The sequence below is a fragment of the Ignisphaera cupida genome (genome assembly GCF_030186535.1).
Lineage (GTDB): Archaea > Thermoproteota > Thermoprotei_A > Sulfolobales > Ignisphaeraceae > Ignisphaera > Ignisphaera cupida.
The window spans coordinates 312530-336400 of record NZ_JASNVW010000001.1 but is presented as its reverse complement, the minus strand read 5'-3'; the positions used below and the strand labels follow the sequence as shown (position 1 = coordinate 336400).

Sequence of the window (23871 nt, the reverse complement as noted above, 5' to 3'; positions counted from 1 at the left end):
TTAAGGTTCTCATATATCGACTACAAATGTTGCATACCACTTCCCATTCTCTCTCCAAATTCTCATCTCGTTATATGTAACAGCTTTTACAACAGTTCTTGGCTCATGTTTTTCATGCTGAAACTCCTCACCCTTTACATAACCATCTAGGCACAGCATCTTCTCCTCGTTGCTTACACTATATATTCTCTTCACATGGAATTCCCCAAAAACAAGATTCTTACTGTCATGGTGATAAAGCATCTCCTCCAACCATCTATAGAGAAGATTTTCAACATCATAACCACAAACACTTATCTCAACAACATTCTTGGGCTCAACTCTGCTCGTATCCGTAATTACTTCAAACATTGCCTTTGCAGCTTCCTCAAAAACGGTCTCCAAACTCTCTCCCCACACCTTTATAAGCACATCAGCAGTATGACTCAAAAACTCAAAACCTCTTTCCACAACTTTTCACCAAAACTAAAAATATTGTAGCAAGAAATTTAAACTTGGAAATACTGTTTTGTGTTGGTGATTATCTTGGCCAAGATTAAAATACTGCCAATTGATGCTCTAATAATTGTTGATATGCAAAACGATTTCATGCCAGGTGGTACTCTTCCAGTCCCCAACGCACTAACCATAATATCGGCTATAAACAAGTATATAGAGTTGTTTGAAAAATCAAATGCATTAATAGTTGCAACAAGAGATTGGCACCCACCAAACCACATATCATTCAATACTAGAGGTGGTCCATGGCCACCACACTGTATTCAAAACACGTGGGGTGCAGAGTTTCACAAAGATTTGAAACTTCCAAGAAACACAATTGTAATTTCAAAGGCATTTAAAGAAGATAAAGAGGCTTATAGTGGATTCGAGGATACGGAACTAGATAACACTCTGAAAAGCCGCAACATAAAAAGATTGTTCATTGCTGGTGTTGCAACAGAGTATTGTGTAAAAGCAACAGCAGAAGATGGTGTTAAACTTGGATATCAAGTGTTTTTACTCGAAGATGCTATAAAAGGTATAGATAGCCCTCCAGGCTCTGAAGAAAAGGCAATTGAAGATCTCATGAATAAAGGTGTAGTTGCAATAAAAATAAATGATGTTATAGCAAAGTAGTGCTAACATTTTTAAACGTGTTTTGCAGAACTTAGCATTGCCTTACTTATGATTATGTTATGTAACTTTGTGTTATCTCTGGAAAAAGCTGAGATAACTAAGTAATGTATTTGTAATTACTTAGTATTACCTAATCTATTGAAGATTCAATAATGTTTTAGGATTGTAGTGAAATATTAGCCTTGGATTGTGAATTCTATGTTGAATTGAGAATGATAATTAAAATTGAACGTAGAAATCCTGGTATTGTTGCTCATTTACTTAAGAAAGAATTGAGAAGTACTATAGATAAGCATCCATGGATGAGAAAAAGTGTACGAGCTGTTATAACATCGCCTGATAAGTTTTTAGTTATTGTAGAGAATAAACTAGATAATGTGAAGACATTAGAACTTGTGCTTTCCATTGTTGAAAGGTTTTTTAAAGATTATGAAATTAAAAAGGTAAGTGAAAGTACATAGATTTAAGAATTATTTATATGCTTTCTTTGATGCATTTTTCTTAGTATTGGTATTGACTCTATTTTCTCCTTTGTTAAGTATTGCCATAAGATTCCAATAGGTCTTTTTCTTTCTCCAATACATTTAATGACTCTGGTTGGTGTGTAGATATAGTCAACTGTGAAGTCCCATGGTTCAAGATGTATATGCTCATCTATAACTTGTATGTCGTGTACAGTTGTTGTTATTGGGGTGTTGTCAGAGATTTTGTTGAATTCTTTTAGAATTGAGTATTCTAGCTCTGAGTATCCCTCTCCCTTGCCGAGTCTCTCACCATAGATACTAACAACAACAGAGCCAGCAACAACAAGATCTATTTCGGGAATCTCATCTGGTTCTATAGGCAAACCATATTTGAAAGCGCCTTGAATTGTTGCTGCATAGCTATAGAGGTTTGGGCTAATTTTTCTTGGGTCTAGCAATAGAAAGCCTTTTGAGATTCTAGGTGTTGGCATAACCAAAATCTTGTTGCTTTTCAAAACAGCTTCTCTAACTGGTTTTTGTGGAGCATCCGGATTAACCTTAACAACCTTGGCTTTTCTAAACAAATCTGATTGAACAAGTTTTTGAGCAGCTTCTTCAGCACCAACAAAATTTGGTATTCTACCAAAAACAGGTCTTGGAAATTTAGCAATGTTCTTTTCCTCCATAAGTCTCCATACTCTGTTTCTAAGCTCTTCTCTAAACGATTTACCCACCACCTTCACCAGCAACAGTAACGTTATCAATTGCTATAGCTGGCACCATATAATTTGAAACAACCTCGTATTCTCTAGACAAAGCAATTAGGTTTTCCTTCAAAAGCCTGTAGATATCCCCAGACAAAACAACACCTTTAACAGCCTGCTTAACCTCACCATTTTCAATAAGCAATCCATGTGTTATTGTAGCATTTAAAAAGCCGTTAACAGGATTTGATAACCACTCACCTATTGTGCCATAGACTACAAGACCTTTTCTTAAGTCTCTAATAATCGATTCTAGAGATGAGGAACCAGGCAACACAATAATGTTTGTTGCATCTGGGTATGTGTTTGAAGAACCTGCTCTTCTAGCATTTCCAGTACTCTCCCTACCATCTATATTTGCTGTATAAGTATCATACAGAAATGTTCTTAGAACACCTCTATCAAACACTGTTTTTCTTTTTGTTGCAACACCCTCGTCATCAAATGGACTAGAGCCAGCCATGTTGGGCGCTGCACCATCATCTATCAATGTTATTTCCTGTGAAATAATTTCTGAAAACAATTTGTTTGCTAGTGGAGACCTGTTTTTCTGAACCATATCAGCTCTAATAGCTGGAACTATAAGAGCTTGCAAAACAGATGCAAATACTCTTGGCATGAAAATAACTTGGTATTTGCCAGTTTCAACTGGTCTTGCCCTTAAGGTTGAGGTGGCAACATTTGTTGCTTCTTCAACAACTTTACTCATATTGAACTCTCTTAGTGTTGGTGCATGATAATAACTAGAGAAACTTGATTCTGCACCTTCATCAACAGCCTTCACATTTATTGAAAACACAAAATCTGTTTTTTCGCAGGACACTGGCTGTTGATAGCTATTGCCAATAGCTCTTTCAGAAAAGGTTAACGAAACCTCAGCAATATTTGTAAAAGCGATTTTGCCAAACTGTTTAGGCTTTTCAAGAGCTTCTTTAACAATCTCTGTATAGAAACCTATATCAGGATTTCTAATCCTTTCATCAACAATGTCAAATATCATTGATAAGCCAAGTCTCTTTGGTAAAGAAACCCATTTTGGGTCTTCTGAAGATACCTTAGCTATTTTCACAGCATTTTCAATAAGTACATCAATATCACTTGGAGTGGATATCATTGATCCTTGAACAGAAAGCTTTTTACCAATTACAATTCTCGCAAATGCACTTACAGACTCTCCACTAACTATAGATTCCACACCTCTCACATCACCAGCTACGGACATTGAATGCTCTCTAACAACATAGACTTCAGCTTCGGAAACACCAAGAGATTCTGCTTTTCTAACTCCTCTTTCAACAATTTCAACAATGTTCATTCTTTACTCACCACCTACAACAATTTTAGAAACTCTTATATGTGGACCCCCATCACCAACTCTTACAAGCTGCGAAGCTTTTCCACAACCACCAAAAACACTTGTAGAAACCTTTAAATCATTTGCAACTAGCTCAACATTCTTTAGAACATCCAATATGTTTCCAGATACTGTTACACCTCTCACAAGCTTTTCTATCTCACCATTCTTAATAATATATGAGGGGCCAACATTGAAAGTGAATGTGCCCATAGATGGATCAACCTGGCCGCCCATAGCCCCTCTACCCCTAAGATAAATACCTTCTGAAATGCCTTCAAAAAGCTCATCAACTTTCGCATCACCAGGAAGCATATAGAAGTTTGTTTGTCTCACAATAGCATTGAATGTTATGTCCTGGGCTCGTGCATTACCTGTAAGCCCTATGCCAAGCTCTCCAGCAACATATCTGCTACTTAAAAATGTTTTTAAAATGCCTTTGTCAACAATAACTGTTTTCTTTTTCTCAGCACCTTCATCATCATAGTGAATAGGATAACCACCCTCAACAGAGCCATCATCAACAATTGTTACAGACTCACTAGCCACCTTCTCACCTACTCTACCCTTCAAAACAGATACATTGTATAGAACAGAGTCACCTTCTGAAGCATGGCCAAAGGCTTCGTGAAGCAATAAACCAATCAACTCATTATCAACAACAGCTCTGTAAACACCAGCCTTTGGCGCAGATGCCATAGATGCTTTTACAGCTAGGTCATTAACCTCATCTACAAAGCTCATCCAATCAAATGACCTTATTTTTTCATAGCCTCCAACAAATGTTTTCTGATCATAAACCCTCTCCATAATTTCTCCAGATTTTGCAACAGCCATGTGACTCAAGCCAACCATTGTAACCTCATTGAATACCTCAATACCTTTGCTAGAGACAATAACTCTTCTATCTCTTTCGCATCCAAGTCTAGTCAAAGCTGAAACAATACCAGGTTTCTTCATAGCATTAATATTAAGCTCCTTGATTAGAGATATTTTCTCAGAGGAATCCACAGAAAATGGGTTTTCAGAATAACTTGTTTTGTAAAATCCTTTAACATTGGAAACTTCAGCAAACTTCCTTGGTTTTGCAACAAGAGCTAAGGTTCTAGCACTTTTAACAGCTCTATCAATAGCAGATTCAATGCTTTCCCGAGACAGTGAAGAAGTGTAGCTATACCCTGTAAAACCATTTACAAAAACCTGTATACCAATGCCAACAACTCTAGAAACACCATAGCTTCTCAAAACCCCGTTATCAAAAACAATCAACTCATAAACTCTTTCTTGAAGTCTTATTACAGCTTCATCAACATTTCTTCTCAGAACCCTTTCTAGTACCTCCTTACCAAGATCTATCGATATCTCTACAGACATAAATTTGCAACCTCCAACTCGTATCCAGATAACAGATTAATAAAAAATTTAAGTTTGTGTTTTTAATATTGTTTGTGGTGAGGTTCGTGAAGAAGGTATATATTGTTCCTGAGCCAAAGATGATTGAATTTGATGGTACTTGGTATGACTTTGATGGTTTTCAAAACTTTCCAGAGTTTTTAGCAAAGGAGTTTGGTATTGGCAAAGGTAGTTGGGTTGTTGAGAAAACTGAGGGTAGTGGATCAGGTGTTGTTATTGAAAAAGGTGTTGTTAGGATATGGGGTGACGAAAAAATAGCTTATGCAACCATTCTTCAGCTTGTTATGCAGGGAAGAGGAATGCTGCCAAAGGTTAAAGTTGTTGAAGAGTTTAGGTATAGGTTTAGAGGTTTTCATCTGGATGTTGCTAGAGGTGGAGTTCCAACAGTAAACACACTCAAAAAATTGTTGAAATGGCTTTACATATTGAAATACAATTACCTCGCATTATATCTAGAGGATTTGTTTCCATGGGAAAAATACAAGGATATTGGTGTTGTTAGAGGCAGGTATAGTAGGGAAGAGCTTAGAGAAGTCATTGAATATGGTAAGAAACTTGGTGTAGAGGTTATACCATCTCTAGAACTCTTAGGACATATGGAAAGAATACTTGTTTTACCCCCATACAGGAAATTTAGTGAATGGCACAACCCAGCTGAGGGTGTGCTAGATGCTTCTGATGAGGAGGCTAGGAACTTTGCTAAAGATCTTTTGAAGGAAGTGGTTGAGTTCTTTCCATCAGAGTATATACATATTGGTGGTGATGAAACCTGGGCTCTTGGAAGAGGCAAAAGCTTAGACAAAACACTTAGATTTGAGGGGCCGAAGCTGTATGAGGAGCATACAAAGATGTTGGTAAGTGTTGTTAAGGAGCATGGGAAGAAGCCTATGATTTGGGGGGACATGATAACAGCAGCCTACTTGAGAGAAAGTGAGAAAGAGGTGTGGAGAAGCATCTTGGAAAGCCCAATATGGAGAGAAACAATTGTTGTTAATTGGGATTATACTCCAAGACCAGTTGAGCATTTCAAAAACTCTATAAAGATTATAAGTGATAAGGGCTTGAGGCAAATTATTGCACCTGGTTTATGGAATTGGAATAGGTTTTACCCAGATTATCCAACAGCACTAGAGAATCTTAGAAACTTTTTTGCAGCTGCAAAAAATGATCCAAGTGTTGAAGGGTTTCTCATAACTGCGTGGGGTGATGATGGAAGTGAGTGTCTGTTTCAGTATCTCGATCCACTTATCTTAGCTTCTATGGAAATTGCTGAGGGTAGTGGTGAATGGGAGGAGAAGTGGATGGCGCTAACAGGTGAAGCGAAAGAGGTTTTGGAGATTAGAAAGGATTTCGGAAAAATATTTAGCGCTAAGGAAGAATTTTGGGTTAGATGGGGCTTTTGGCTACCAAAACACATAGTGTTGAAAACAGATATTATGAGAATAGCCAAGATATATCTAGATAAAGGTGTTATAGAAAACCTTAGAAAGGAAATTGAGGAAGTGATTAGAAAAGCAGAGTCAATTAATTTGCCAAGGGGCTTAGAGTTCATAAAGGAGTTTTACAAGCTTGTTCTAAAGGTTATAGACAATAGAGCTACAGCATCAGATTACATAGCAATTGCAAAAACATATGCAGAGTTGTGGCTAGAAGAGAGGAAGCCAAATGGGCTAGAAACAATTGTTGGCAGATTTTGGAGTGCTGCTGGCATTACAGAGCTAGAGAAAATGCTAAGGTAATGTTAAACACAACAGCGATTCACCATACCAGTATTAACCATGTTAATATTATATGAATATAGATTCAAATTGTTGAGATTTGCTAAAACAGTTTAGTAGCTTCTTAAACCATTTCACAATACACTATCTTGTCAACTATCTAGTTAATTTCGTTAAAACAAATGAAAAACTTATATATTTGATTCTATGAAGTATTAGTGGATGATGTGTTGTAGCTAAGTTGTTTTGATGATGATTTATGGTGGAAGAGGTTAAAGCATTTAAAATAGGAATTGAAGGTCTTGACAAGATTTTAGGTGAGATTACACCTCCATATACAATTCTTGTAGCTGGGCATCCAGGATCTGGCAAAACAACTTTTGCTGCATCTATTTGCTACTCCAATACTGTTAGAGGAGGTAAATGCTTATATATAACATTTTACGAGGAGAAAGAAAAGTTTTACATGTTTATGGAGAAGCTTGGATTAAAACTTAGAGAAGCTGAGAAAAAGAATTTGCTGAAATTCGTCAGACTTCCCGTGTCGAGTGATGTGGAGAAGGTTTTAGAGGCAATCTCTGAGATTATTTCTAAGGAGAAATTCAATGTTGTTGTAATAGACTCTATCACACCGTTGATCGAGGCTTTAGAGACTAGTATTGATAAAAGAGCAATTCTTCTAAACTATTTTTACCAGCTGTCATCAACCATAAATGGTTTGCTTATACTCTTAGCAGAGCTTCCATATGGTAAGCAAACACTTGAGATGGGCTCGCCCGAGTTCGTAGCTGATGCTATTCTTGTTTTGAAGAGTGGCTTAGAGAATGGGTTTCTCACAAGATTAATTGAGATTAGAAAAGCCCGTGGAAAACCCATATACTTAGCCGAAATCCCATTCACAATAACTAATGATAAAGGAGTTGTTGTATATACTCCACCAATACTTGAGGAAATACCTAAGCAAAAAGAGGAGATATATTTTCCATGTAGAGTCTACAACGAGAAAATTGGTCACATGCATAAAGATTTTACTATAAACATTTTCTACCCACCTGAAGCTCTACAAGGAAGAGCAGAAGCATTCATAATTATTCTTGCACAAGCTGTTACCTATAACTTAAGGGTTCTCATAGTAAGCTATGTGCTATCCCCTGCAATATTCAAAGACATGATAATTAGCACACTTAACAGGTATGGTATTAGCGAAAAAATTGCTGAAGAAATTATAAATAGATATGTAATAATCAAGGGAATCAATCCATATGCTCAAAGCCTAGCTGAGTTAAAGGCTAAGGAGCTTGAACTTGTTGAGCAGTACAAGCCAGATATTGTAGTTTTTCATGGTGTACATATTATTAAACATCAAGACTATGAGAAATACTTTAGAGAGTTATATAATGAGATTCTCTACTTGAAACACAAAGGCATATCAACGATCAGAATTGGCAATTGTGTAAACATGAATAAATGCCTGGAAGACGCATCAATAGCAGATCTAATGTTTGTAATGGAAAATATTATCAAAGACACAAAATATGACTATGTTCTGAAGGCATTTAGAAGATACAGAACACCGGTAATAATTGAAAGTCATGAAGTGCGACAATGTGTTGAAGAAGCTATTGAAAAAATAAGGAGTTTTTCATTATAGAGCAACTACATAATATATAATATGATGCGAACACAAATGTTCTCATAAAAATTTTCTAACTGAAATAATTATAGATTGGATAAAAAAGCTTAATAATGATGGTGATGATTATGCTGTGAAGGTTCTTCCAATTCTTTTAGTGAACCATCTATAAACATTTTTAAAGCCTCTTCCAGGCTGTAGAGACCTTGGCTTTTCTCAGGCAATTTATATATCCTTATATTGTATTCTTTTAGTTGCTGAAATGCCCCATAACCAATGTCACTAACTATTACAGTGTCTACGCCATTCTCTACTAGCATCTTGATTACTTCATGGCCTTTTCCATGCATATGATCCCTATACTGATTTTGGATAACATATAAAATTCTGAAGCTTTTATCCATCACCTCAACTATAGCAAAACTTGGTGCTTTGCCAAAGTGTGGAAAAACATATTTGTTGATACCAGAGGACACTATCGGTATTGCGATAATGTTTCTACTCATTTTATTGAGTGCCCTTCTTTAGTTCCTTCTTTAGCTCTTCAATTCTAGTATCAATATCTTTCAATATCACATCGCTTAAATAATTTTTCAAATCCTCTAAGTACCTAAGCTCTAGTTCTTTATCTGGATATGTGAATGGAGCTGTATATGGGTATGCATATCCATAGCGCCACCACATCCAGCCAAGTACCCATCCTGGTCTTTGCCACGGTGGTAAATGACTCCATGGTCCATGACCTGGCCATGGTCCTCTCCAGGATCTACCCCACCACCAGCCCATTTTTCTCACCAGTACTTGAAACCTGTTTCTCGGTTAATAAGCTTTTATTATCATTGCTTATCTGCCTAGTTGAAACAAGTTTCATTGGTTTTCTCTCAGATAGTGCCTTAGCAATTTTGAATCTAGCTCCCTCTAAAATTCTCCAGAAAGTTGCTTTAGACAACCCCATTTTGTTTGCAGCTTCTTCTGTTGAAAGTCCTTCTATGTGGATGTAAACAAGAGCTTTTATTTCATAGTCATAAATTTCTATACAATCTTTTACTTCAATGTTTTCTAAAGATTTGATTGGAATAAATATTGTATCTTCAACACTCATCACATTTCCTATGGGTATTCTAGGTCCAGCTTCTCTAAACCAGCCATGTCTATGTCTATGATGTCTAGGCACAGAAACACCTGCTAAATGTTGTTCTGGTGTAAACAATTAAAATGTTTTATCTCGAAGTAGTGTTTACTATACCTAGCACATTATTCTTCTGTATTATGTCTTTGCACAACACATATTCACTGTCAATTATTCTAAAGCCTATTGATATCAGTGTTTTTAGAAGCGAGGTTTTTGTTGAGTCTACTGGTATAACAATGCTGATTTCAGGGTCGTTGGCTATGAGATTCTTCATAGACTCTATAATTATTTTTAGTGACTCCGACGGCTTGTAGTATGACAACGCTAGTCTTTCAACCAATATGCTCTTTCCATCAACTGCTATTTGTGCTAAACCAATTAATCTCTTCCCCCTTGCAATAGTTATTCTAGTTATTTCTTCTTTACTTACTTTATATATAGCCTCGTCAATATCCCATGTAAAGTTATTCCACATTGTTACATCCAAAAGCTTTACTCGTGGAATTGATGACCTCTTCACACTACCAATATTGATGCTTACACTATTGACCATTTTCCTATCTACATGAGTGTCTATATTGGTTTGCTTTGCTTCTAAAATGAAAATAACATTTGATATTCTATAGCCATTCTTTATATACATACCCAAGGCTCTGTTATTATGGTTTTTCACAGTCAAATAGATCCTTTCAACTCCTTCACCTAACAAGATTTCTTCAATTCTTCTTAAAATACACTCACCTACACCCCTACCCCTATATAGCACATCCACAGCAAGTGCATCAATGTATGCTCTATTTCTCTTCTTATATACTATTGCAAAACCAATAACATCCCCATTACTTGTAGCAACATATACTCTAGCCCTTCTACTCTTCTTTTTCACAATACCCTCTATCCAATCTCTGCTTTCAACATCGAGATACTGTATGCTATCACTATATATTCTAAAGACTTTATCTACATCAGAATGTTTTGCAGTTCTAACAACTATATCAATGCATTTACTATAATGCGACGAATCATCTTCTGAATTCGAATCGGATTCTTCCATGGTTTCACAGTCAATATGAGCACAAATTGTTTTGTATGCTTAAAAGCTTTTTGCATTATAATACTCAACACTAACATGATTATAGTAAAAATATTTTAATGAAGGAAGAAGCTTTACTAATCTTAAGGTGAGTCACTGTGTCTATCAAAGCAATGTTTTTGATTATGTTGCTACTTTTCGTAATAGGGATTTTACTAGGTTTTTTCGCAACCTTGGCTTTTCAAAGTCTTGGAGAAATAGGTTTTGTAAAGGAGCTCACTAAGCAAATTTATGGTGGTGCACCAACGAAATTCTATAGTTTTGACATGGCGCTTTACATTTTTGGAAGAAACATGTTAGTAGCTTTAATTTCTATAGCTCTTGGAATAGCTGTTTTCGTTCCAGGGCTTATAGTATTTGCAAATGGTTTTGTAGTTGGTTTAATAGCATTTTTTGTTACTTCCTTAATGCAATCACCCATAGTAAGCATAGCCGCTATAGCTCCCCATGGAATTATAGAAATTCCTGCAATACTTCTTGCAACAGGTTTTGGAACTAAAATAGGTGTTGAGTTTTGGAGATATATTGTGAGGAGAAGCAAAGATGAGCTTTTGAGAACATTGAGAAAAGCTCCTATGATAATTGCCATAGTTGCATTAATGCTTTTTGCTGCTAGTATTGTAGAAACATTTGTAACTCCATACATAGTTTCTAAAATTCTTGGGGTGACGATAACTTCGCAAGGGTGATGCTCAGTTCGATTATTATTCATGTTTAAATAGCATAATCAACTTTCATTTAGAATTGTTGTAGAGACATAAAAATTTGGGTTAGCTTAATAAATATGTTTGGTGATTTACTTGAACTGTATTGTCACAGGTGCCTCGTCTGGTATTGGTATGGAGCTTTCAAGGCTCTTATGTAGAGAAAAAGGAAATAGAGTTATTGGTGTTGCAAGAAATGAGGAAAGACTTAAAGCTCTTAGAGAAGAGCTTGGAGAGTGCTTTACATTTGTTGTAGCTGATTTATCTACTGTTGATGGAATTGAGAAAACTGTGAAAAGTGTTTATAGCGTGTTTAGCAATGTTGATGTTCTTGTTAATAATGCTGGTTTTGGTCTATACAAAAATGTTTTAAGTCATAGCGATGAGGAGATAATTTCCATGACCATGACAAACTTTGTTTCGCCAATACTACTAACAAAGAAGCTTCTACCCCTCATGCACAAAGACTCTGTAGTTGCAATGGTTATCACAGCAGGTGTTCACGTTCTTATGAAAAACCTTCCAATCTATGGTGCTACAAAATCAGCTTTAAACTATGTAGCCGAGGCTTTAAGAGATGAGCTTAGAGAATATGGTGTTCATCTTCTGCTTGTATATCCTGGTTTGATAAAAACAGAGTTCCATTTAAGAGCTGGTAAAAACATTGAAAGTGGTTTAGATGCTGAAAAAGCTGCTAAAGCAATAATTAATGGTATTAGAAAAAGAAGAAAGAGAGTTTATATACCAAGCTACTTGACGCTGGCAAGAATACTGGGGCCTCATCTAATACCCTTTGATTAAATAAGGTAAGTTGTTGAATGAATCACATCTTTTCACGGCTTGTATACATACCACATCATTAACTACCTTTGCAAACTTCGCGAACCTTATCCACAACAGTTCCCCAATACATACTTATGAATATACTTGTTGGTTCCGCAACGACTTTCACAGCATTATCTTTTGTGGTTATTTCTAATGGTTTTTCAGAACCTATTAAACAACCACCATGAGCTTCAACGATTTTTAACAAGCTAGAAAAACCCATTCTTCCACTTTCAATAACATTTCTAATTTCTTCACAAACATTTGGTGAGTTAGTTGTTATCACAATTCTTATTTTTGAACCAGCGAAGTTTAGATTTACGTCCATACATGTTAACATTGGGTACAGCCCCCTGAAAACTGTATGATTCAGGCAAATAAGTTTTATGAGTGAACCAGGTTTGTGATGTTAAATAAAATCTATAAGCACTAGGACCAATGTTATAAAAGTGTTGCTAGAGGTGTGTCTTAGTGAATCTAAAACCTCTAACCATATTTCTCATTGGTTTATTGCTAGGCTTTGCCATAGCCTATTTAGTGTCGATGCCTAGTCAGCAAAGCAGAGAAAAAATTGCTACAACTACTCAAATGCAAACAACCACCAAGTTAATAACATTAACAAAAAGTGTTGTAACTACCTACACACAATACGCAGCTAGTGCACAACAAACAGGTTGTAAATTAATTGTTTTACTCGATAAAGAGTATCTCAAAACTGTTTCGACTTTGCTTCAAAATGCTAACAAGAGTATTTACATAATTATGTATGCCATGAAATATGATCCTAAAGAGTCTGGAGACCCTGTAAATACACTTCTAAATACAATTGTTTTGAAAAACAAAGAAGGAATTGATGTGAAAATCATTGTTGATGATGTTACATACAAGGATTACCCAGAAACAATAAGCTATTTAATAAACAATAAAATAAATGTGAAACTGGATGAATCAAGCGGAAAAACAACACATGCAAAAATAGTTATAGTCGATAATAAAACTGCTGTTATAGGAAGCCATAACTGGACTGAAAGCGCTTTAACACTAAATCACGAAGTTTCCATAGAGACAAACTGCTCTGAAGTTGTTGAAAAATTGCTTAAATACTTTAATATGATATGGGGTGGGGGAAGAACTCTCAGCTAAATATAATACACAGCATCGAAATCCTTATCTAGAATCAGATCTTAAAACCATATTGCACATATTGTTCGCTATTAAAAATCCATTGCCAAGATACCTAGGTTTTCTAAATACAACAACATCATCTCCAGCTACCAATAATATTCCAATTCTTGGATCAATTCTTTTCAAAGCCCATGAATAAAACTCATATGGAATTGCAACATAGAGATAATCAGCAATTTTCAATCGTTTAGAAAGCTGCCTATAGATTTTATCACTAGGTCTCCTCTTAACCTCAACAATATGAACATAGATACCATTTTGAATATACTCAAATGCAAGAATATCAAACTCAACATCACAAACAACAATATTTTTATAGACACTAAAACCAGCTTCTCTAAACCTCGACGCAACCAATTCAATAAGCCAATTCTCATTAGCGACATAGATTTTGGATTCCAAAGCCCTAGAATGGAACAGAACAAAATGGATTTATGCACAACGGTAAAAAACAACTTTACCATACAAATAATACCAATACAAGTTCTTAATACATTCAACAAAATAAATAACTCATATAAAAAGTATTACCTTAGTAATACCAAAGTAAAAGATAAGAAAAATGCATTGCATATAAACAACTCAATGCATGAAAATACAATAGAGGTATTATTTGTGAGAAGCCATATATAATCCACCAAGAACAATATATATTTGGTGCCAAACCTCGGTGCTGTAACCAAAGACAAAAAGCCATGCATCGGAATCTGGGTATCTAGCACGCCCTCAGGGGATAAGCCCTGGGGGTTGTGCTGGATGCTCAGATTCCGATGCATGGCTTTTTGTCTTTGGTTACAGCACCGAGGGGCAAGACCATTTAATTTTCTAGTCTTTGTCTAAATAGTTGATTTAAAATATATTGGCTAGATTGATTGTTAGAATTATTTGTGTTAAATATGGTATTAATTTGATGTTCTATTTATTAATGAGTTTTTTAATTATTTCTATTACTTCCTCTATGTTTTTTGCATAGAAATTTGGTTTTGTATTGGTTTCTAGGCATTGTTTCCAGCATATTTGTATTGATATAGCATTTATTTTGTTTGCTGGTATGATATCGTATTCTGTGTCTCCAACTATTACAGCTTCGCTTGGTTTAACACTTATTTTTTCTAGTGCTTTTAGGAATATGTCCGGTTCTGGCTTTCTTTTTGAAACTTCATCGCTTCCCACGTAAGCATCTATATAATTCGCTATGTTGTTTAACTCCAAAATCCTTTTTATTATATTGCTTGAAACTGATGATGCTATAGCTATTTTCATGTCCATTTTCTTAAGAGTTTCAAGAGATTTTTCAACATTTGGAAAAAGCTTTACTCTTTCAATTTTTGTTAGATATATTCTTTGCTTGGTTTCAGCAAGCTTTTTAGCCAATTCAGAGTTGCTAACAATTTTGTATGCAATATCAATTGGTGCTAACCCAACTAGTTTTCTAATAAGATTCTCCATATTCATTTCCTCCACATCATCTTTAACTAAGCCCATAGCTTTGCAGGCTTCTAGCCATGCAGAAACATGAATTTCAACACTATCAACAAGAGTCCCATCCAAGTCAAAAACAACTCCTTTAATCAACGCTAAACACCTTTTCAGAAATAAAATTGTATTTCAAACATATAAACATGCTCTATAATAAGGAGAATAGAGTCAAGAAGCATTGTAATTTGTATTATTGTTTCACAGCAATTTATACCATATATTAGAACTAAATGCAATTCAATGGCTGCAACATTTGAGGCATGGTACCATTCTGTTTACATGAGCTTATCTCTAGCTAAACTTTCTTAGCGCCGAGTTTACTCCTAAGCAATACCTCGTAACCAGCATTGTGTAGCATTATCTGCTCCTATCTCTACATTAAACAAAAATAAAGTTTATACCCATTTTTGCTTCCTCAGTTTTTATGTTAAATCGAGATACTTGAGTTCTTGAAAGAAGATAGAGTGTGGCTGTAGCAACAACACAAAGATTTATTTGTTCACAAGGTCTTAGTTAAAAATGGGGTTTTGATTTGAATCCTCCTGCTGTTGTTGTTAAGGATCTTGTGAAGATATATGGTAGAGGTAGCATAGGTGTTGACGGCATTTCCTTTACTGTTGAAAGTGGTGAAATATATGCTTTGATTGGCCCAAATGGTAGTGGCAAAACAACTACTTTGAGAATTATAGCAACTTTGATTAAGCCTACTCGCGGTCTTGTTCTTGTCTATGGTGTTAATGTTGTTGCTGAGCCTTTGCGTGTAAGGTCTATGATAAGCTACTTGCCTGAGGAGGCTGGTGCCTACAGAGATTTAACAGGTTTCGACTTTGTAAAATTTATGCTTTCTCTAAGGTTTAGTGGTAGAAGACTTGAAGAAGCTGTTGAAGAAGCAATCACAATAGCAGATCTTGGAAACTACTTGAAAAAGCCTATAAGAACATATAGCAAGGGTATGAAGAGAATACTTGCTGTTGCCACTGTTTTAGCATCCAAACCAAAGCTTCTAATACTCGACGAGCCAACAACTGGTTTAGATGTTGAAAAAAGCATTTATGTGAGAAACCTGATAAAAAAATACAACAAAGAATATAAAATCACAGTTCTTCTAAGTAGCCACAACATGCTTGAAGTAGAGTATTTAAGCCATAGAGTAGGCATGTTATATAAAGGAAAGCTCATAGCTGAAGGAACACCAGAACAGCTAAAGAAAAGCATGAATTCATCTAATCTAGAAGAAGTTTTTGTAAAGCTTAAGCCAAGTTATGACACGATTAAATAACCCTTTAATAATCTAAAACAATTTTAGCATATCATAAATCATAAATCTGACGAGATTCAATAATGAAACTATTCATGCTGTCATGTAAGAGTTTATTACATCTTCGAGATGATATAAGTTATAACACTAAGCTACACACTTATTGACATGAAGTAATTCTATAACTTCACTATGAGAATTTTTAGCTAATAACGATGTAAGGTTAGTTACAAAATGCTTTAAAAGTAAAATAACTTCAAAAGAATAACATAGTATTACTCAGACAATGATTCTTTTCTTTATAAACACAATGATTAGTACAAGTAAAATAAAAGCTACGATTAATGCAAAGATATTGACTACAAAAGATGCTGAATTGAGGTCTTGGAAAGGAAGTGTAACTAGCGAAAGTATTACTAATAATATTGCAAGGGATAACCAGGTTTTTAAAGCACCATTGTTATCCATATACTATCAACTAATAATACTCTATTTTCTTGTATATAGATGACATGATACATAGTGTTCTCTTTCAACCTCAATCAGTTTAGGCTTAACCTTATTACATGTATCCTCTATGTAATATGGGCACCTAGTATGGAATCTGCAACCTGGTGGTGGATTAGCGATACTTGGTATATCTAAACTTCGAAGTTTTGGAAGTTGCTTAGTTCTAGTGATCTTAGGGTCTGGTTCAGGCAATGCTGAAATAAGTAACTGTGTATATGGGTGAAGAGGATTCTCAATAACTTTATCTATTGATCCTATCTCAACTATTTCCCCTAAATACATCACAGCTAATCTTCCAGTTCCAGCAATATATTTCAATGTTGCAAGATCATGTGTTATGTAAAGAAGTGTCATGCCAAACTCTTTCTTAAGTTCTGATATCAGTTTTAGTATATCTACTCTTAAAGACACATCTATCATTGAAACAGGTTCATCAGCAATCAAAAGTTTTGGTCTTAGACTCAGTGCCCTGGCTATAGCAACTCTTTGTCTCTGCCCTCCTGAAAGCTGATGTGGATATTTATACATGAAATCCTCAGGTGGTGTTAGTCCTACTCTTGTTAATAGTTTTGCAACATATTCTCTAACATTACTCTTATCAATAACTCCATACTTTAATATAGGTCTAGATAATATCGTGAATATTGTGTGCATTGGATTAAGTGATGTATAGGGATCCTGATGTATCATTTGAACACTTTTTCTAAATTCACGATATTCACTGCTTTTTAAATTCCAGATATCTTCTCCTTGAAATAGCACCTTCCCCTGCGATGGCTTAATAATACCGGCAATAACTCTAGCCAATGTTGTTTTCCCACAACCACTTTCACCAACAACACCAACAGTCTCTCCATCAAAAATTTTAAAGTTAATCCCATTGAGTACCCTGACTACTCTTCTAGAAAAGTATGTGCCTACTTTAAATTCAACAATAACATCTCTAAGTTCAACAAGTGGCTGCATATATACACCCTATTTTTTCATATATAACCAGCACTTCACAAAACGATTCTTATCAACCTCAATCATCGGCGGCTCCTCCCTTCTACAAACATCCATAGCAAATGGGCATCTAGGATGGAAGGAACATCCAGGGGGTAGATTTATGAGGTCTGGTGGAGATCCTGGTATTGATGTTATGTTTACAGAGCCTCTGAGCCTTGGTATAGCTTTTAAAAGACCTTGGGTATATGGATGAAGAGGATCATAATACATCTCGAACACATTACCTATTTCAACAATTTGACCAGCATACATAACAGAAACTCTATCGGCAACTTCAGCTGTTATGCCCAGATCATGTGTAATAAATATCATTGATAAATTTAGCTCTTTCTTAATATTGCTAAGAGCATTTAATACTACTTTTTGTGATACAACATCCAATGCTGATGTTGGTTCATCCATTATAATAATTTTTGGATTAAGAAGTAACGATAAAGCTATGAGAGTTCTTTGTTTCATTCCGCCACTAAGCTGATGTGGATAACTATTTAAAACTCGTTTAGCATCAAGCAAAACTAGCGATAGCAGGTTAGAGGCTTTTTCAATTATTTCATTTTTGTCCATAGCAAATCTATGGGCCTTTGCTGTTTCAATAAAGTGATCCCCTATCTTTAATACAGGATTGAACGCATTCATACTTCCTTGAAAAACCATTGCTATTTCTCTCCATCTGATTTTTCTCATTTCATCCTCAGTTAACTTGGTTATATCAACCTCCTTATTATTATCAAGATGATAGTATACGTTTCCACTAACAATTTTTGCATTTGTAGGTAAAGCTCTGACTATTGACAAGGCAAGTGTTGTTTTTCCTGAGCCACTTTCTCCTACTAATGCTAGACATTCTCCTCTATACAGATCCAGTGAAACATCTCTAACAGCCTTTACAAAACCTCTTCTAGCACCATAAATTATACTAAGTCTTGATATTCTCAGTATTTTCTCATTCACCTACTCTCACCCTAGGATTTAGAAAGTCTTCAAGTAGTCTTGAAAACAGTAATAGACCTAATTGGAGAAGTATTATCATTATTATAGGGGCCATGTTATACCAAAAACTCTTGCTATAAAAAATAGCTCCATATGTATAAGCCCTGTTTATCATTATTCCCCAGTTTTCTCCAATATAGGGTATTATACCTAGAAAAGCAAGACCTACTTGAGCATATATAGCATTGATAGATGCGAATATGAAACTTACTGCAATAAATGCTGCAATATTTGGCAATATTTCTCTAAATACTATCTCAATAGATGAATAGCCTATAATCCTTGCAGCTTCAATAAATGTTGTTTCTCTTAATGCCAATACCTGAGATCTAATAGCTCTTGCAATAGGAGGCCATGAAAATACTGCGAGCAGCAAAGCTATGATTCTAGCCTCGTTAAACTTCACTACTGTAGCTAACACCATAAATAATGGTATAAATGGTATTGTTAGTATAACATCAGATATGAACATTATGATAGAGTCAACTAAACCCCCTCTATAGCCTGACAAAGCCCCTAATGTAAATGAAATTATAACGGTTAAAAACCCCGTTAAGAAAGCTATTTGAAGAACTATTGGTGTGCCATGAACTATTTGCGCAAAAACATCTTTTCCTTCAAAATCTGTTCCAAAAGGATGTTCCAAACTAGGGGGTAAGTAAATCGCAGTTGGATTACTAGTTGGTCTAGGTATTATCAGAGGACCTATAGAACCTAGCACTATAAAAAACAATAGTATGACTAAGCCAAGCATACCTATTTTATTTTTGCTAAGTATACGTAAGAATTTTGCCGCTGAAACTACTAAAAAAACTGCTCTATGCTTAGCAATACCAATTGATTTTTTATTGGAGTGCTTCACTGTATTCTCACCCTTGGATCAAGTATTGCATAGATAAGATCTGCAATTAGATTGGCTATCACAACAGCTGCTGTAACTATTAAAAATATGCCTTGAGCTACTGGGTAATCTCTTGCAGAAATTGCTTCCCAAAGCCTGTAACCTATACCTCTATATACAAAAACAAATTCAACAAGTGTTGAACCACCAAATATAAAGCCTATTGATATAGCTAAGTTTGTGAAAAGAGGTAGAATAGCATTTCTCCCTACATACGTCCACATAATTCTTCTTTCAGGCAACCCTCTTACTTTAGCTACAAGTACATAGTCTTCACCAAGAACAGATATCACACTTCCTCTCATAGTCAATGCCCAGCTACCTATAGTTGTCAAAACATAAACTAGTATCGGAAATGCAGCATGCAGAAATATATCTGCTATGAATTCTACAGTAAACCCTGGTTTTATATAGGGACTGTAAGCACCTCTTAGCATAGTAAATGGCACTATTTTCAGCTGCGCACCCAGAATTACTATGAATAATAAACCAATTATATAATTTGGTATGGCAGAAAGTATTGAGAATAATGATATAAGCACAGAGTCTATCTTACTACCTCTTCGATAAGCCATGAAAGTTCCTATGAAAATACCTAACAAAAATGATATTATGAGAGCTATTCCAACAGAGAAAATAGTCCACGGAAGAAACTCAGCTATTATCTTAATAACAGGCGTTCCTATACTTACTATGGAATGACCCAAATCACCCCTAAAAACATTTGATACATACTCAAAGTATTGCTCATATAAAGGTCTCGTAAGATTAATACGAAACATTGCTAACGCTCTGTTTCTAGCTTCCTCATATGATAAACCTCCTGAAGTCATTAAATTTATTATGTATAAATCAATTGGATTACCTGGCATAAGCCTTAATATAAAAAATGTAAGCGTCATCACAATAAGTATTGTTACAAAAGCTCTTACAACCCTCCAGAACAAGTAACTTCTAAAAATACGATATAATTTATGATGTAAAGACATCAATTAATCACCAATTTTAACATTATCTAATCCTAAATAAGATTAAAATAAAAAATTTATATTTTTATTACGATTTATCTTCTTTTTATTGTCCATGCTATTGCGAATCCTATTATGAATAGTACTATTGCTATTGCTATTGTTGTTGTCCATTCTGTTACTGTTTGTGTAATAGTTGATGTTGTTGTTGATAACACTGTTGATATTGTTGTAACAGTTCTTTCAATTGTTTGAGTAGCAAAAACAGTAACAGTTGCTACAACACCAGGTGCTGTTGTAGGTGTTGGTGTTGGAGATGGTGTTGGAGTAGGCGTTGGTGTAGGAGTTGGAGTCGGAGTAGGTGTTGGTGTAGGTGTGGGAGTTGGTTTAGGTGTTGGCACAATTCCACATGGATGTAGTATACCTGCATATATCATTATTATCACGAAGCTGTCAGTATAAACAGAGTTTTTGTATAATGGATCATTGAATGGTAGCCATCCACATACCCTTACACCGTCTAATACTGGGTTGTTTCCATATCTCTGCCACAATGGTATAACTGGTAAGAAATCATTGAATGCTACGGCCATTTTTGAAAATGCTTCCTTTTGCTTGTTTATATCTAAACTATATCCCATTAAATATATTAGCTCAGACGCATTGACCTTGCCTATTTTAGTGTCCCAAATCATTGGAAGCGACATACCTATGTATCCTGTACCCATATAATATCTTGTATTGAATGTTGCAAACAACGAATCGTAGCTCATAAATGGGTGTGGATGGCCTGCTCCCCACCCAACATATGCTATCATAAATTGGCCTTGCTGAATTAATGGAGTTACTTGTGTAAATGTTGTTGGTCTTAAAACTACTTTGAATCCAAATTTCTCAAGTTGTGTTTTAACATTTTCAGCTGATGCAGACCAATCGGCAAATTCTGCATGAACCATTATCTCTAGCTCTACAGGCTCTCCCTTCCAATACCATGTCCCACCTTTCTTCTCAAGTCCTATGCTCTTTAACAATTCTTCTGCTTTAGCTGGATTATACTCATATTTATTTAACATTGCTTTGTATTCTGGCAATAGCCATAGCTCTGTGATTTCATCAAATGTACCAGTCATATATTTTGATGGCCTGGCACTCACACCTAGTGATACAAATGCATTTTCAGTCATATTTAATGCATAGGCTATTGCTTGTCTAAACTCCTTCCTCCTAAATAACTCACCATACTTACTATGATTGTAGTTAAAAGCTAGTGCAGGACCAAAATATGTTGGTGGTCTAAGGATCTTGATTCCAAGTTCTATGAACTGTTTTTCAGCAGCAACTGGAAAGCCATGCGTAGCGTAATCCACCTCTTTGGCCATCACAAGAGGCATTACAACAGGTGTTTCTCCATTGAATATTTTTATCCAGTCAAACAAAACATCCTTAGCGAATGGCGAATACGGGTTTTTCTTTAGCCATAGCTCAGCTTCTGTAATACTTGCCACATCAATTTCAAATGGTCCTGATGCAAGCATTTTATCTGGCCTGAACTCTGATAAATTACCTGCAATGTTTTGAACATCTCTAACCTTAAAGTCCTTTACACCAGCTCTTATCAATGACTCTAGCTGATCACAGAATTGTTTATATGTTTTATATGGGGCATAGTTTTGGCGAACTACATACCTTTCTACAATCATTGGTGCAACAGGATTAACTATATGAAAGACAGCTGTATAGTCATCAGGTGTTTCAATATCTGGGTCAACATATTTAAATAGTGCATGCCCTTGAGACCACAAAAGTAGCCAAGTGCATTTAATATCCTTTGTTGTAAAGGGTGTTCCATCACTCCACCTCGCATCTCTCCTAATCTTTACAGTGAATGTGCGGTAATCAGGACTGAAGTACCAGTCTTCCCCAAGGATCTTAAACCATGACGAATTGTGCCAAATATACATGCCTAGAGGAGCCCATATAAGATCAAAGTATATGCCTAGTGTTATTGCGTTTGGTGCAAACGGGTTAAAATGACCAGTGGGTGGTATCAGATAAGGCCATGCTCCCACAAAGTAATTTCTTCTTTCTTGTGCACCTACATAAGCTGAGTAGTATTGAAGTATTATCAACAATATTACTAATACACAAAGGCCAATCTTACTTATCATTTTTGTATAACTACGCATATGACACCCCAAATTACTTTTCATGCGGACACATTTATAAATTTTAATTAAAGTTATACGATTTTATCTCTTGCAAAAATTTAATAAAATCCAGTTTCTAGAAAGCTGTTGACAGGTAAACATTAAAATAAGTTATTTAGTTGAAAATAAACATTACTTTTAATTTATTGTTCATTGCTCAATTTCGGAAATTTTTATTGGTCTTCCTTCTTTTGCAGATTTATATGCTGCTACTACAACTTCTAGTGCTTTCAACCCGTCTTCGCCTGTGGCTTTGGGTTTTCTATCCTTTTTTATACAATCTATGAAGTCAAGAATCATGTTTTTGTCTGCATCGGGGCCAAAGTAATGCCACTTAAATGAGTTTGTGTTGGCAATCCAAATGTTTTGGTTGAATGCGTTTAGAATTATTGCTCCTCTTTCACCAACAATATGCATGTAGACATCACCCCATGTCGGCCATGTTTTTGGTCTAGACCAGCTACAATCAATTGATACTGGTGTTCCATCATCTAGCTTTGCTATGAGCAGTGCATTATCCTCTACTTTGAGTTCTGGATACAGATTTCTTCCAATGAATGCCGTGACCTCGTAGAATTCTCTACCTGTGTAAAACCGTATCAAGTCAGCTACATGAACTATGTGATCCATCATAGCGCCTCCACCAGCAAGTACAGGGTCTACAAACCAGTCAAAGGGGCATGTACCATGATTTGTCGATGTTATATACCATATTTTGCCAAGTTTATTAACAATGTTTTTAACTTCTATAGCTGCATCATGGTAACGCATAACAAATGCCACTTGGAGTTTTACATTGCTCTTTTTCGCCGCTTCAACCATTTGCTTTGCATCATTAATTGTTGTAGCTATTGGTTTTTCAACAAGTACGTGCTTTCCCTCTTTCATCAACGGTATTGCATACATTGCATGCCTAGCATTTTCCGAGGCTATAATTACTGCATCAATTTCTTTGTTCTCAATCACTTTATCAAATGAGCTATAAACATTCTTTGGTTTGTAAATCTCCGCAGCTTTTCTAAGCCTTTCGGTATTATCATCATATATAGCCTCTAAAACAGCCTTTCCCTCAGCCTCCAACTCTTTAACAACTCTAATATAACTCCATGCATGCATATGAGCAAATGACACTATAGCAAGTCTAATCAT

Annotated in this window: 25 protein-coding genes; 8 read left to right on the top strand and 17 right to left on the bottom strand. The window is 35.5% G+C overall.

All coding sequences use genetic code 11. The annotated features are described in order from the left end of the window. Window positions 1–9 precede the first annotated feature (9 nt). Complete coding sequence (locus QPL79_RS01970) at window positions 10–450, bottom strand: archease (protein ID WP_285273105.1); 441 nt, start codon at window positions 448–450, stop codon at window positions 10–12. A gap of 75 nt (window positions 451–525) precedes the next feature. Here QPL79_RS01970 and QPL79_RS01965 point away from each other — a divergent pair, with 75 nt between their 5' ends. Together QPL79_RS01965 and QPL79_RS01960 are read left to right on the top strand one after the other, a co-directional pair. After that, window positions 526–1116 (top strand): nicotinamidase, encoded by a 591-nt coding sequence (locus tag QPL79_RS01965; protein ID WP_285273104.1) that lies wholly within the window; start codon window positions 526–528, stop codon window positions 1114–1116. Window positions 1117–1328: 212 nt separating this feature from the next. Then, complete coding sequence (locus QPL79_RS01960) at window positions 1329–1577, top strand: hypothetical protein (RefSeq protein ID WP_285273103.1); 249 nt, start codon at window positions 1329–1331, stop codon at window positions 1575–1577. 2 nt (window positions 1578–1579) lie between these two features. Here the strand turns inward: QPL79_RS01960 and QPL79_RS01955 are convergent, their stop codons facing one another. The 3 genes from QPL79_RS01955 to QPL79_RS01945 are packed head-to-tail and all read right to left on the bottom strand — an operon-like array spanning window position 1580 to window position 5072. After that, window positions 1580–2314 carry a 5-formyltetrahydrofolate cyclo-ligase gene (locus QPL79_RS01955; RefSeq protein ID WP_285273102.1) on the bottom strand — a complete coding sequence of 245 codons (735 nt, stop codon included), beginning with the start codon at window positions 2312–2314 and terminating at the stop codon, window positions 1580–1582. Continuing rightward, window positions 2307–3659 (bottom strand): TldD/PmbA family protein, encoded by a 1353-nt coding sequence (locus QPL79_RS01950; RefSeq protein ID WP_285273101.1) that lies wholly within the window; start codon window positions 3657–3659, stop codon window positions 2307–2309. The genes QPL79_RS01955 and QPL79_RS01950 overlap by 8 nt, the downstream gene beginning before the upstream one ends. 3 nt (window positions 3660–3662) lie before the next feature. Then, the gene (locus tag QPL79_RS01945) at window positions 3663–5072 is read right to left on the bottom strand and encodes a TldD/PmbA family protein (protein WP_285273100.1); all 1410 of its coding nucleotides are present in this window, start codon (window positions 5070–5072) and stop codon (window positions 3663–3665) included. An 86-nt stretch (window positions 5073–5158) separates the two neighbouring features. Here QPL79_RS01945 and QPL79_RS01940 point away from each other — a divergent pair, with 86 nt between their 5' ends. Both QPL79_RS01940 and QPL79_RS01935 read left to right on the top strand, forming a co-directional pair. Continuing rightward, on the top strand, window positions 5159–6850 hold the full coding sequence (locus tag QPL79_RS01940) for a beta-N-acetylhexosaminidase (protein WP_285273099.1): 1692 nt from the start codon (window positions 5159–5161) through the stop codon (window positions 6848–6850). Window positions 6851–7088: 238 nt separating this feature from the next. Beyond that, on the top strand, window positions 7089–8480 hold the full coding sequence (locus tag QPL79_RS01935) for an RAD55 family ATPase (RefSeq protein WP_285273098.1): 1392 nt from the start codon (window positions 7089–7091) through the stop codon (window positions 8478–8480). Window positions 8481–8569: 89 nt separating this feature from the next. On the opposite strand, the gene QPL79_RS01930 is transcribed toward QPL79_RS01935, so the two are convergent. From QPL79_RS01930 to QPL79_RS01915, 4 genes are read right to left on the bottom strand one after another with little or no spacing between them, the layout of a single operon-like run. Continuing rightward, window positions 8570–8968 carry a NifB/NifX family molybdenum-iron cluster-binding protein gene (locus QPL79_RS01930; RefSeq protein WP_285273097.1) on the bottom strand — a complete coding sequence of 133 codons (399 nt, stop codon included), beginning with the start codon at window positions 8966–8968 and terminating at the stop codon, window positions 8570–8572. A 1-nt stretch (window position 8969) separates the two neighbouring features. Then, entirely contained in the window at window positions 8970–9248 is a 279-nt protein-coding gene (locus QPL79_RS01925) for a hypothetical protein (protein WP_285273096.1), read from the bottom strand. Then, the gene (locus QPL79_RS01920) at window positions 9229–9636 is read right to left on the bottom strand and encodes a DUF134 domain-containing protein (RefSeq protein ID WP_285273095.1); all 408 of its coding nucleotides are present in this window, start codon (window positions 9634–9636) and stop codon (window positions 9229–9231) included. The genes QPL79_RS01925 and QPL79_RS01920 overlap by 20 nt, the downstream gene beginning before the upstream one ends. 46 nt (window positions 9637–9682) lie before the next feature. Further along, window positions 9683–10648: a GNAT family N-acetyltransferase gene (locus QPL79_RS01915; protein ID WP_285273094.1), complete on the bottom strand. Its 966-nt coding sequence runs from the start codon at window positions 10646–10648 to the stop codon at window positions 9683–9685. Between the two features lie 137 nt (window positions 10649–10785). Between QPL79_RS01915 and QPL79_RS01910 the strand changes: the two genes are divergently transcribed. Then, complete coding sequence (locus QPL79_RS01910; protein WP_285273093.1) at window positions 10786–11376, top strand: stage II sporulation protein M; 591 nt, start codon at window positions 10786–10788, stop codon at window positions 11374–11376. Between the two features lie 111 nt (window positions 11377–11487). After that, window positions 11488–12192: an SDR family NAD(P)-dependent oxidoreductase gene (locus tag QPL79_RS01905; protein WP_285273092.1), complete on the top strand. Its 705-nt coding sequence runs from the start codon at window positions 11488–11490 to the stop codon at window positions 12190–12192. Window positions 12193–12250: 58 nt separating this feature from the next. Here the strand turns inward: QPL79_RS01905 and QPL79_RS01900 are convergent, their stop codons facing one another. Continuing rightward, a complete protein-coding gene (locus QPL79_RS01900; RefSeq protein ID WP_285273091.1) occupies window positions 12251–12556 on the bottom strand; it encodes a hypothetical protein in 306 nt (101 codons plus the stop codon). Between the two features lie 131 nt (window positions 12557–12687). Between QPL79_RS01900 and QPL79_RS01895 the strand changes: the two genes are divergently transcribed. Continuing rightward, window positions 12688–13359, top strand: coding sequence for a phospholipase D-like domain-containing protein (locus tag QPL79_RS01895; RefSeq protein ID WP_285273090.1), 672 nt, complete (start codon window positions 12688–12690; stop codon window positions 13357–13359). Between the two features lie 24 nt (window positions 13360–13383). Here QPL79_RS01895 and QPL79_RS01890 read toward each other — a convergent pair whose 3' ends face one another. Further along, a complete protein-coding gene (locus QPL79_RS01890; protein ID WP_285273089.1) occupies window positions 13384–13803 on the bottom strand; it encodes a hypothetical protein in 420 nt (139 codons plus the stop codon). Window positions 13804–14316: 513 nt separating this feature from the next. After that, window positions 14317–14976 (bottom strand): HAD family hydrolase, encoded by a 660-nt coding sequence (locus QPL79_RS01885; protein WP_285273088.1) that lies wholly within the window; start codon window positions 14974–14976, stop codon window positions 14317–14319. Window positions 14977–15412: 436 nt separating this feature from the next. Between QPL79_RS01885 and QPL79_RS01880 the strand changes: the two genes are divergently transcribed. Next, complete coding sequence (locus QPL79_RS01880; protein WP_285273087.1) at window positions 15413–16159, top strand: ABC transporter ATP-binding protein; 747 nt, start codon at window positions 15413–15415, stop codon at window positions 16157–16159. A gap of 468 nt (window positions 16160–16627) precedes the next feature. On the opposite strand, the gene QPL79_RS01875 is transcribed toward QPL79_RS01880, so the two are convergent. The 6 genes from QPL79_RS01875 to QPL79_RS01850 form a co-directional block, all read right to left on the bottom strand. Continuing rightward, entirely contained in the window at window positions 16628–17614 is a 987-nt protein-coding gene (locus tag QPL79_RS01875; protein WP_285273086.1) for an ABC transporter ATP-binding protein, read from the bottom strand. Window positions 17615–17623: 9 nt separating this feature from the next. Continuing rightward, window positions 17624–18607 carry an ABC transporter ATP-binding protein gene (locus tag QPL79_RS01870; protein WP_285273085.1) on the bottom strand — a complete coding sequence of 328 codons (984 nt, stop codon included), beginning with the start codon at window positions 18605–18607 and terminating at the stop codon, window positions 17624–17626. Then, window positions 18600–19508: an ABC transporter permease gene (locus QPL79_RS01865; protein WP_285273084.1), complete on the bottom strand. Its 909-nt coding sequence runs from the start codon at window positions 19506–19508 to the stop codon at window positions 18600–18602. Before QPL79_RS01865 ends, QPL79_RS01870 begins: the two co-directional genes overlap by 8 nt. Beyond that, entirely contained in the window at window positions 19505–20536 is a 1032-nt protein-coding gene (locus QPL79_RS01860; protein WP_285273083.1) for an ABC transporter permease, read from the bottom strand. The genes QPL79_RS01865 and QPL79_RS01860 overlap by 4 nt, the downstream gene beginning before the upstream one ends. Before the next feature lie 74 nt (window positions 20537–20610). Further along, entirely contained in the window at window positions 20611–22701 is a 2091-nt protein-coding gene (locus tag QPL79_RS01855) for an ABC transporter substrate-binding protein (RefSeq protein ID WP_285273082.1), read from the bottom strand. A 171-nt stretch (window positions 22702–22872) separates the two neighbouring features. Then, window positions 22873–23871 carry a Gfo/Idh/MocA family protein gene (locus tag QPL79_RS01850; RefSeq protein WP_285273081.1) on the bottom strand — a complete coding sequence of 333 codons (999 nt, stop codon included), beginning with the start codon at window positions 23869–23871 and terminating at the stop codon, window positions 22873–22875.

What these genes read in the sequence shown, in the direction of transcription:
- QPL79_RS01850 (WP_285273081.1), bottom strand. Translation starts at nt 23,871, where the DNA reads ATGATTAGACTTGCTATAGTGTCATTTGCTCATATGCATGCATGGAGT.
- QPL79_RS01945 (WP_285273100.1), bottom strand. Translation starts at nt 5,072, where the DNA reads ATGTCTGTAGAGATATCGATAGATCTTGGTAAGGAGGTACTAGAAAGG.
- QPL79_RS01875 (WP_285273086.1), bottom strand. Translation starts at nt 17,614, where the DNA reads ATGCAGCCACTTGTTGAACTTAGAGATGTTATTGTTGAATTTAAAGTA.
- QPL79_RS01860 (WP_285273083.1), bottom strand. Translation starts at nt 20,536, where the DNA reads ATGTCTTTACATCATAAATTATATCGTATTTTTAGAAGTTACTTGTTC.
- QPL79_RS01900 (WP_285273091.1), bottom strand. Translation starts at nt 12,556, where the DNA reads ATGTTAACATGTATGGACGTAAATCTAAACTTCGCTGGTTCAAAAATA.
- QPL79_RS01915 (WP_285273094.1), bottom strand. Translation starts at nt 10,648, where the DNA reads ATGGAAGAATCCGATTCGAATTCAGAAGATGATTCGTCGCATTATAGT.
- QPL79_RS01930 (WP_285273097.1), bottom strand. Translation starts at nt 8,968, where the DNA reads ATGAGTAGAAACATTATCGCAATACCGATAGTGTCCTCTGGTATCAAC.
- QPL79_RS01935 (WP_285273098.1), top strand. Translation starts at nt 7,089, where the DNA reads ATGGTGGAAGAGGTTAAAGCATTTAAAATAGGAATTGAAGGTCTTGAC.
- QPL79_RS01950 (WP_285273101.1), bottom strand. Translation starts at nt 3,659, where the DNA reads ATGAACATTGTTGAAATTGTTGAAAGAGGAGTTAGAAAAGCAGAATCT.
- QPL79_RS01960 (WP_285273103.1), top strand. Translation starts at nt 1,329, where the DNA reads ATGATAATTAAAATTGAACGTAGAAATCCTGGTATTGTTGCTCATTTA.
- QPL79_RS01925 (WP_285273096.1), bottom strand. Translation starts at nt 9,248, where the DNA reads ATGGGCTGGTGGTGGGGTAGATCCTGGAGAGGACCATGGCCAGGTCAT.
- QPL79_RS01855 (WP_285273082.1), bottom strand. Translation starts at nt 22,701, where the DNA reads ATGCGTAGTTATACAAAAATGATAAGTAAGATTGGCCTTTGTGTATTA.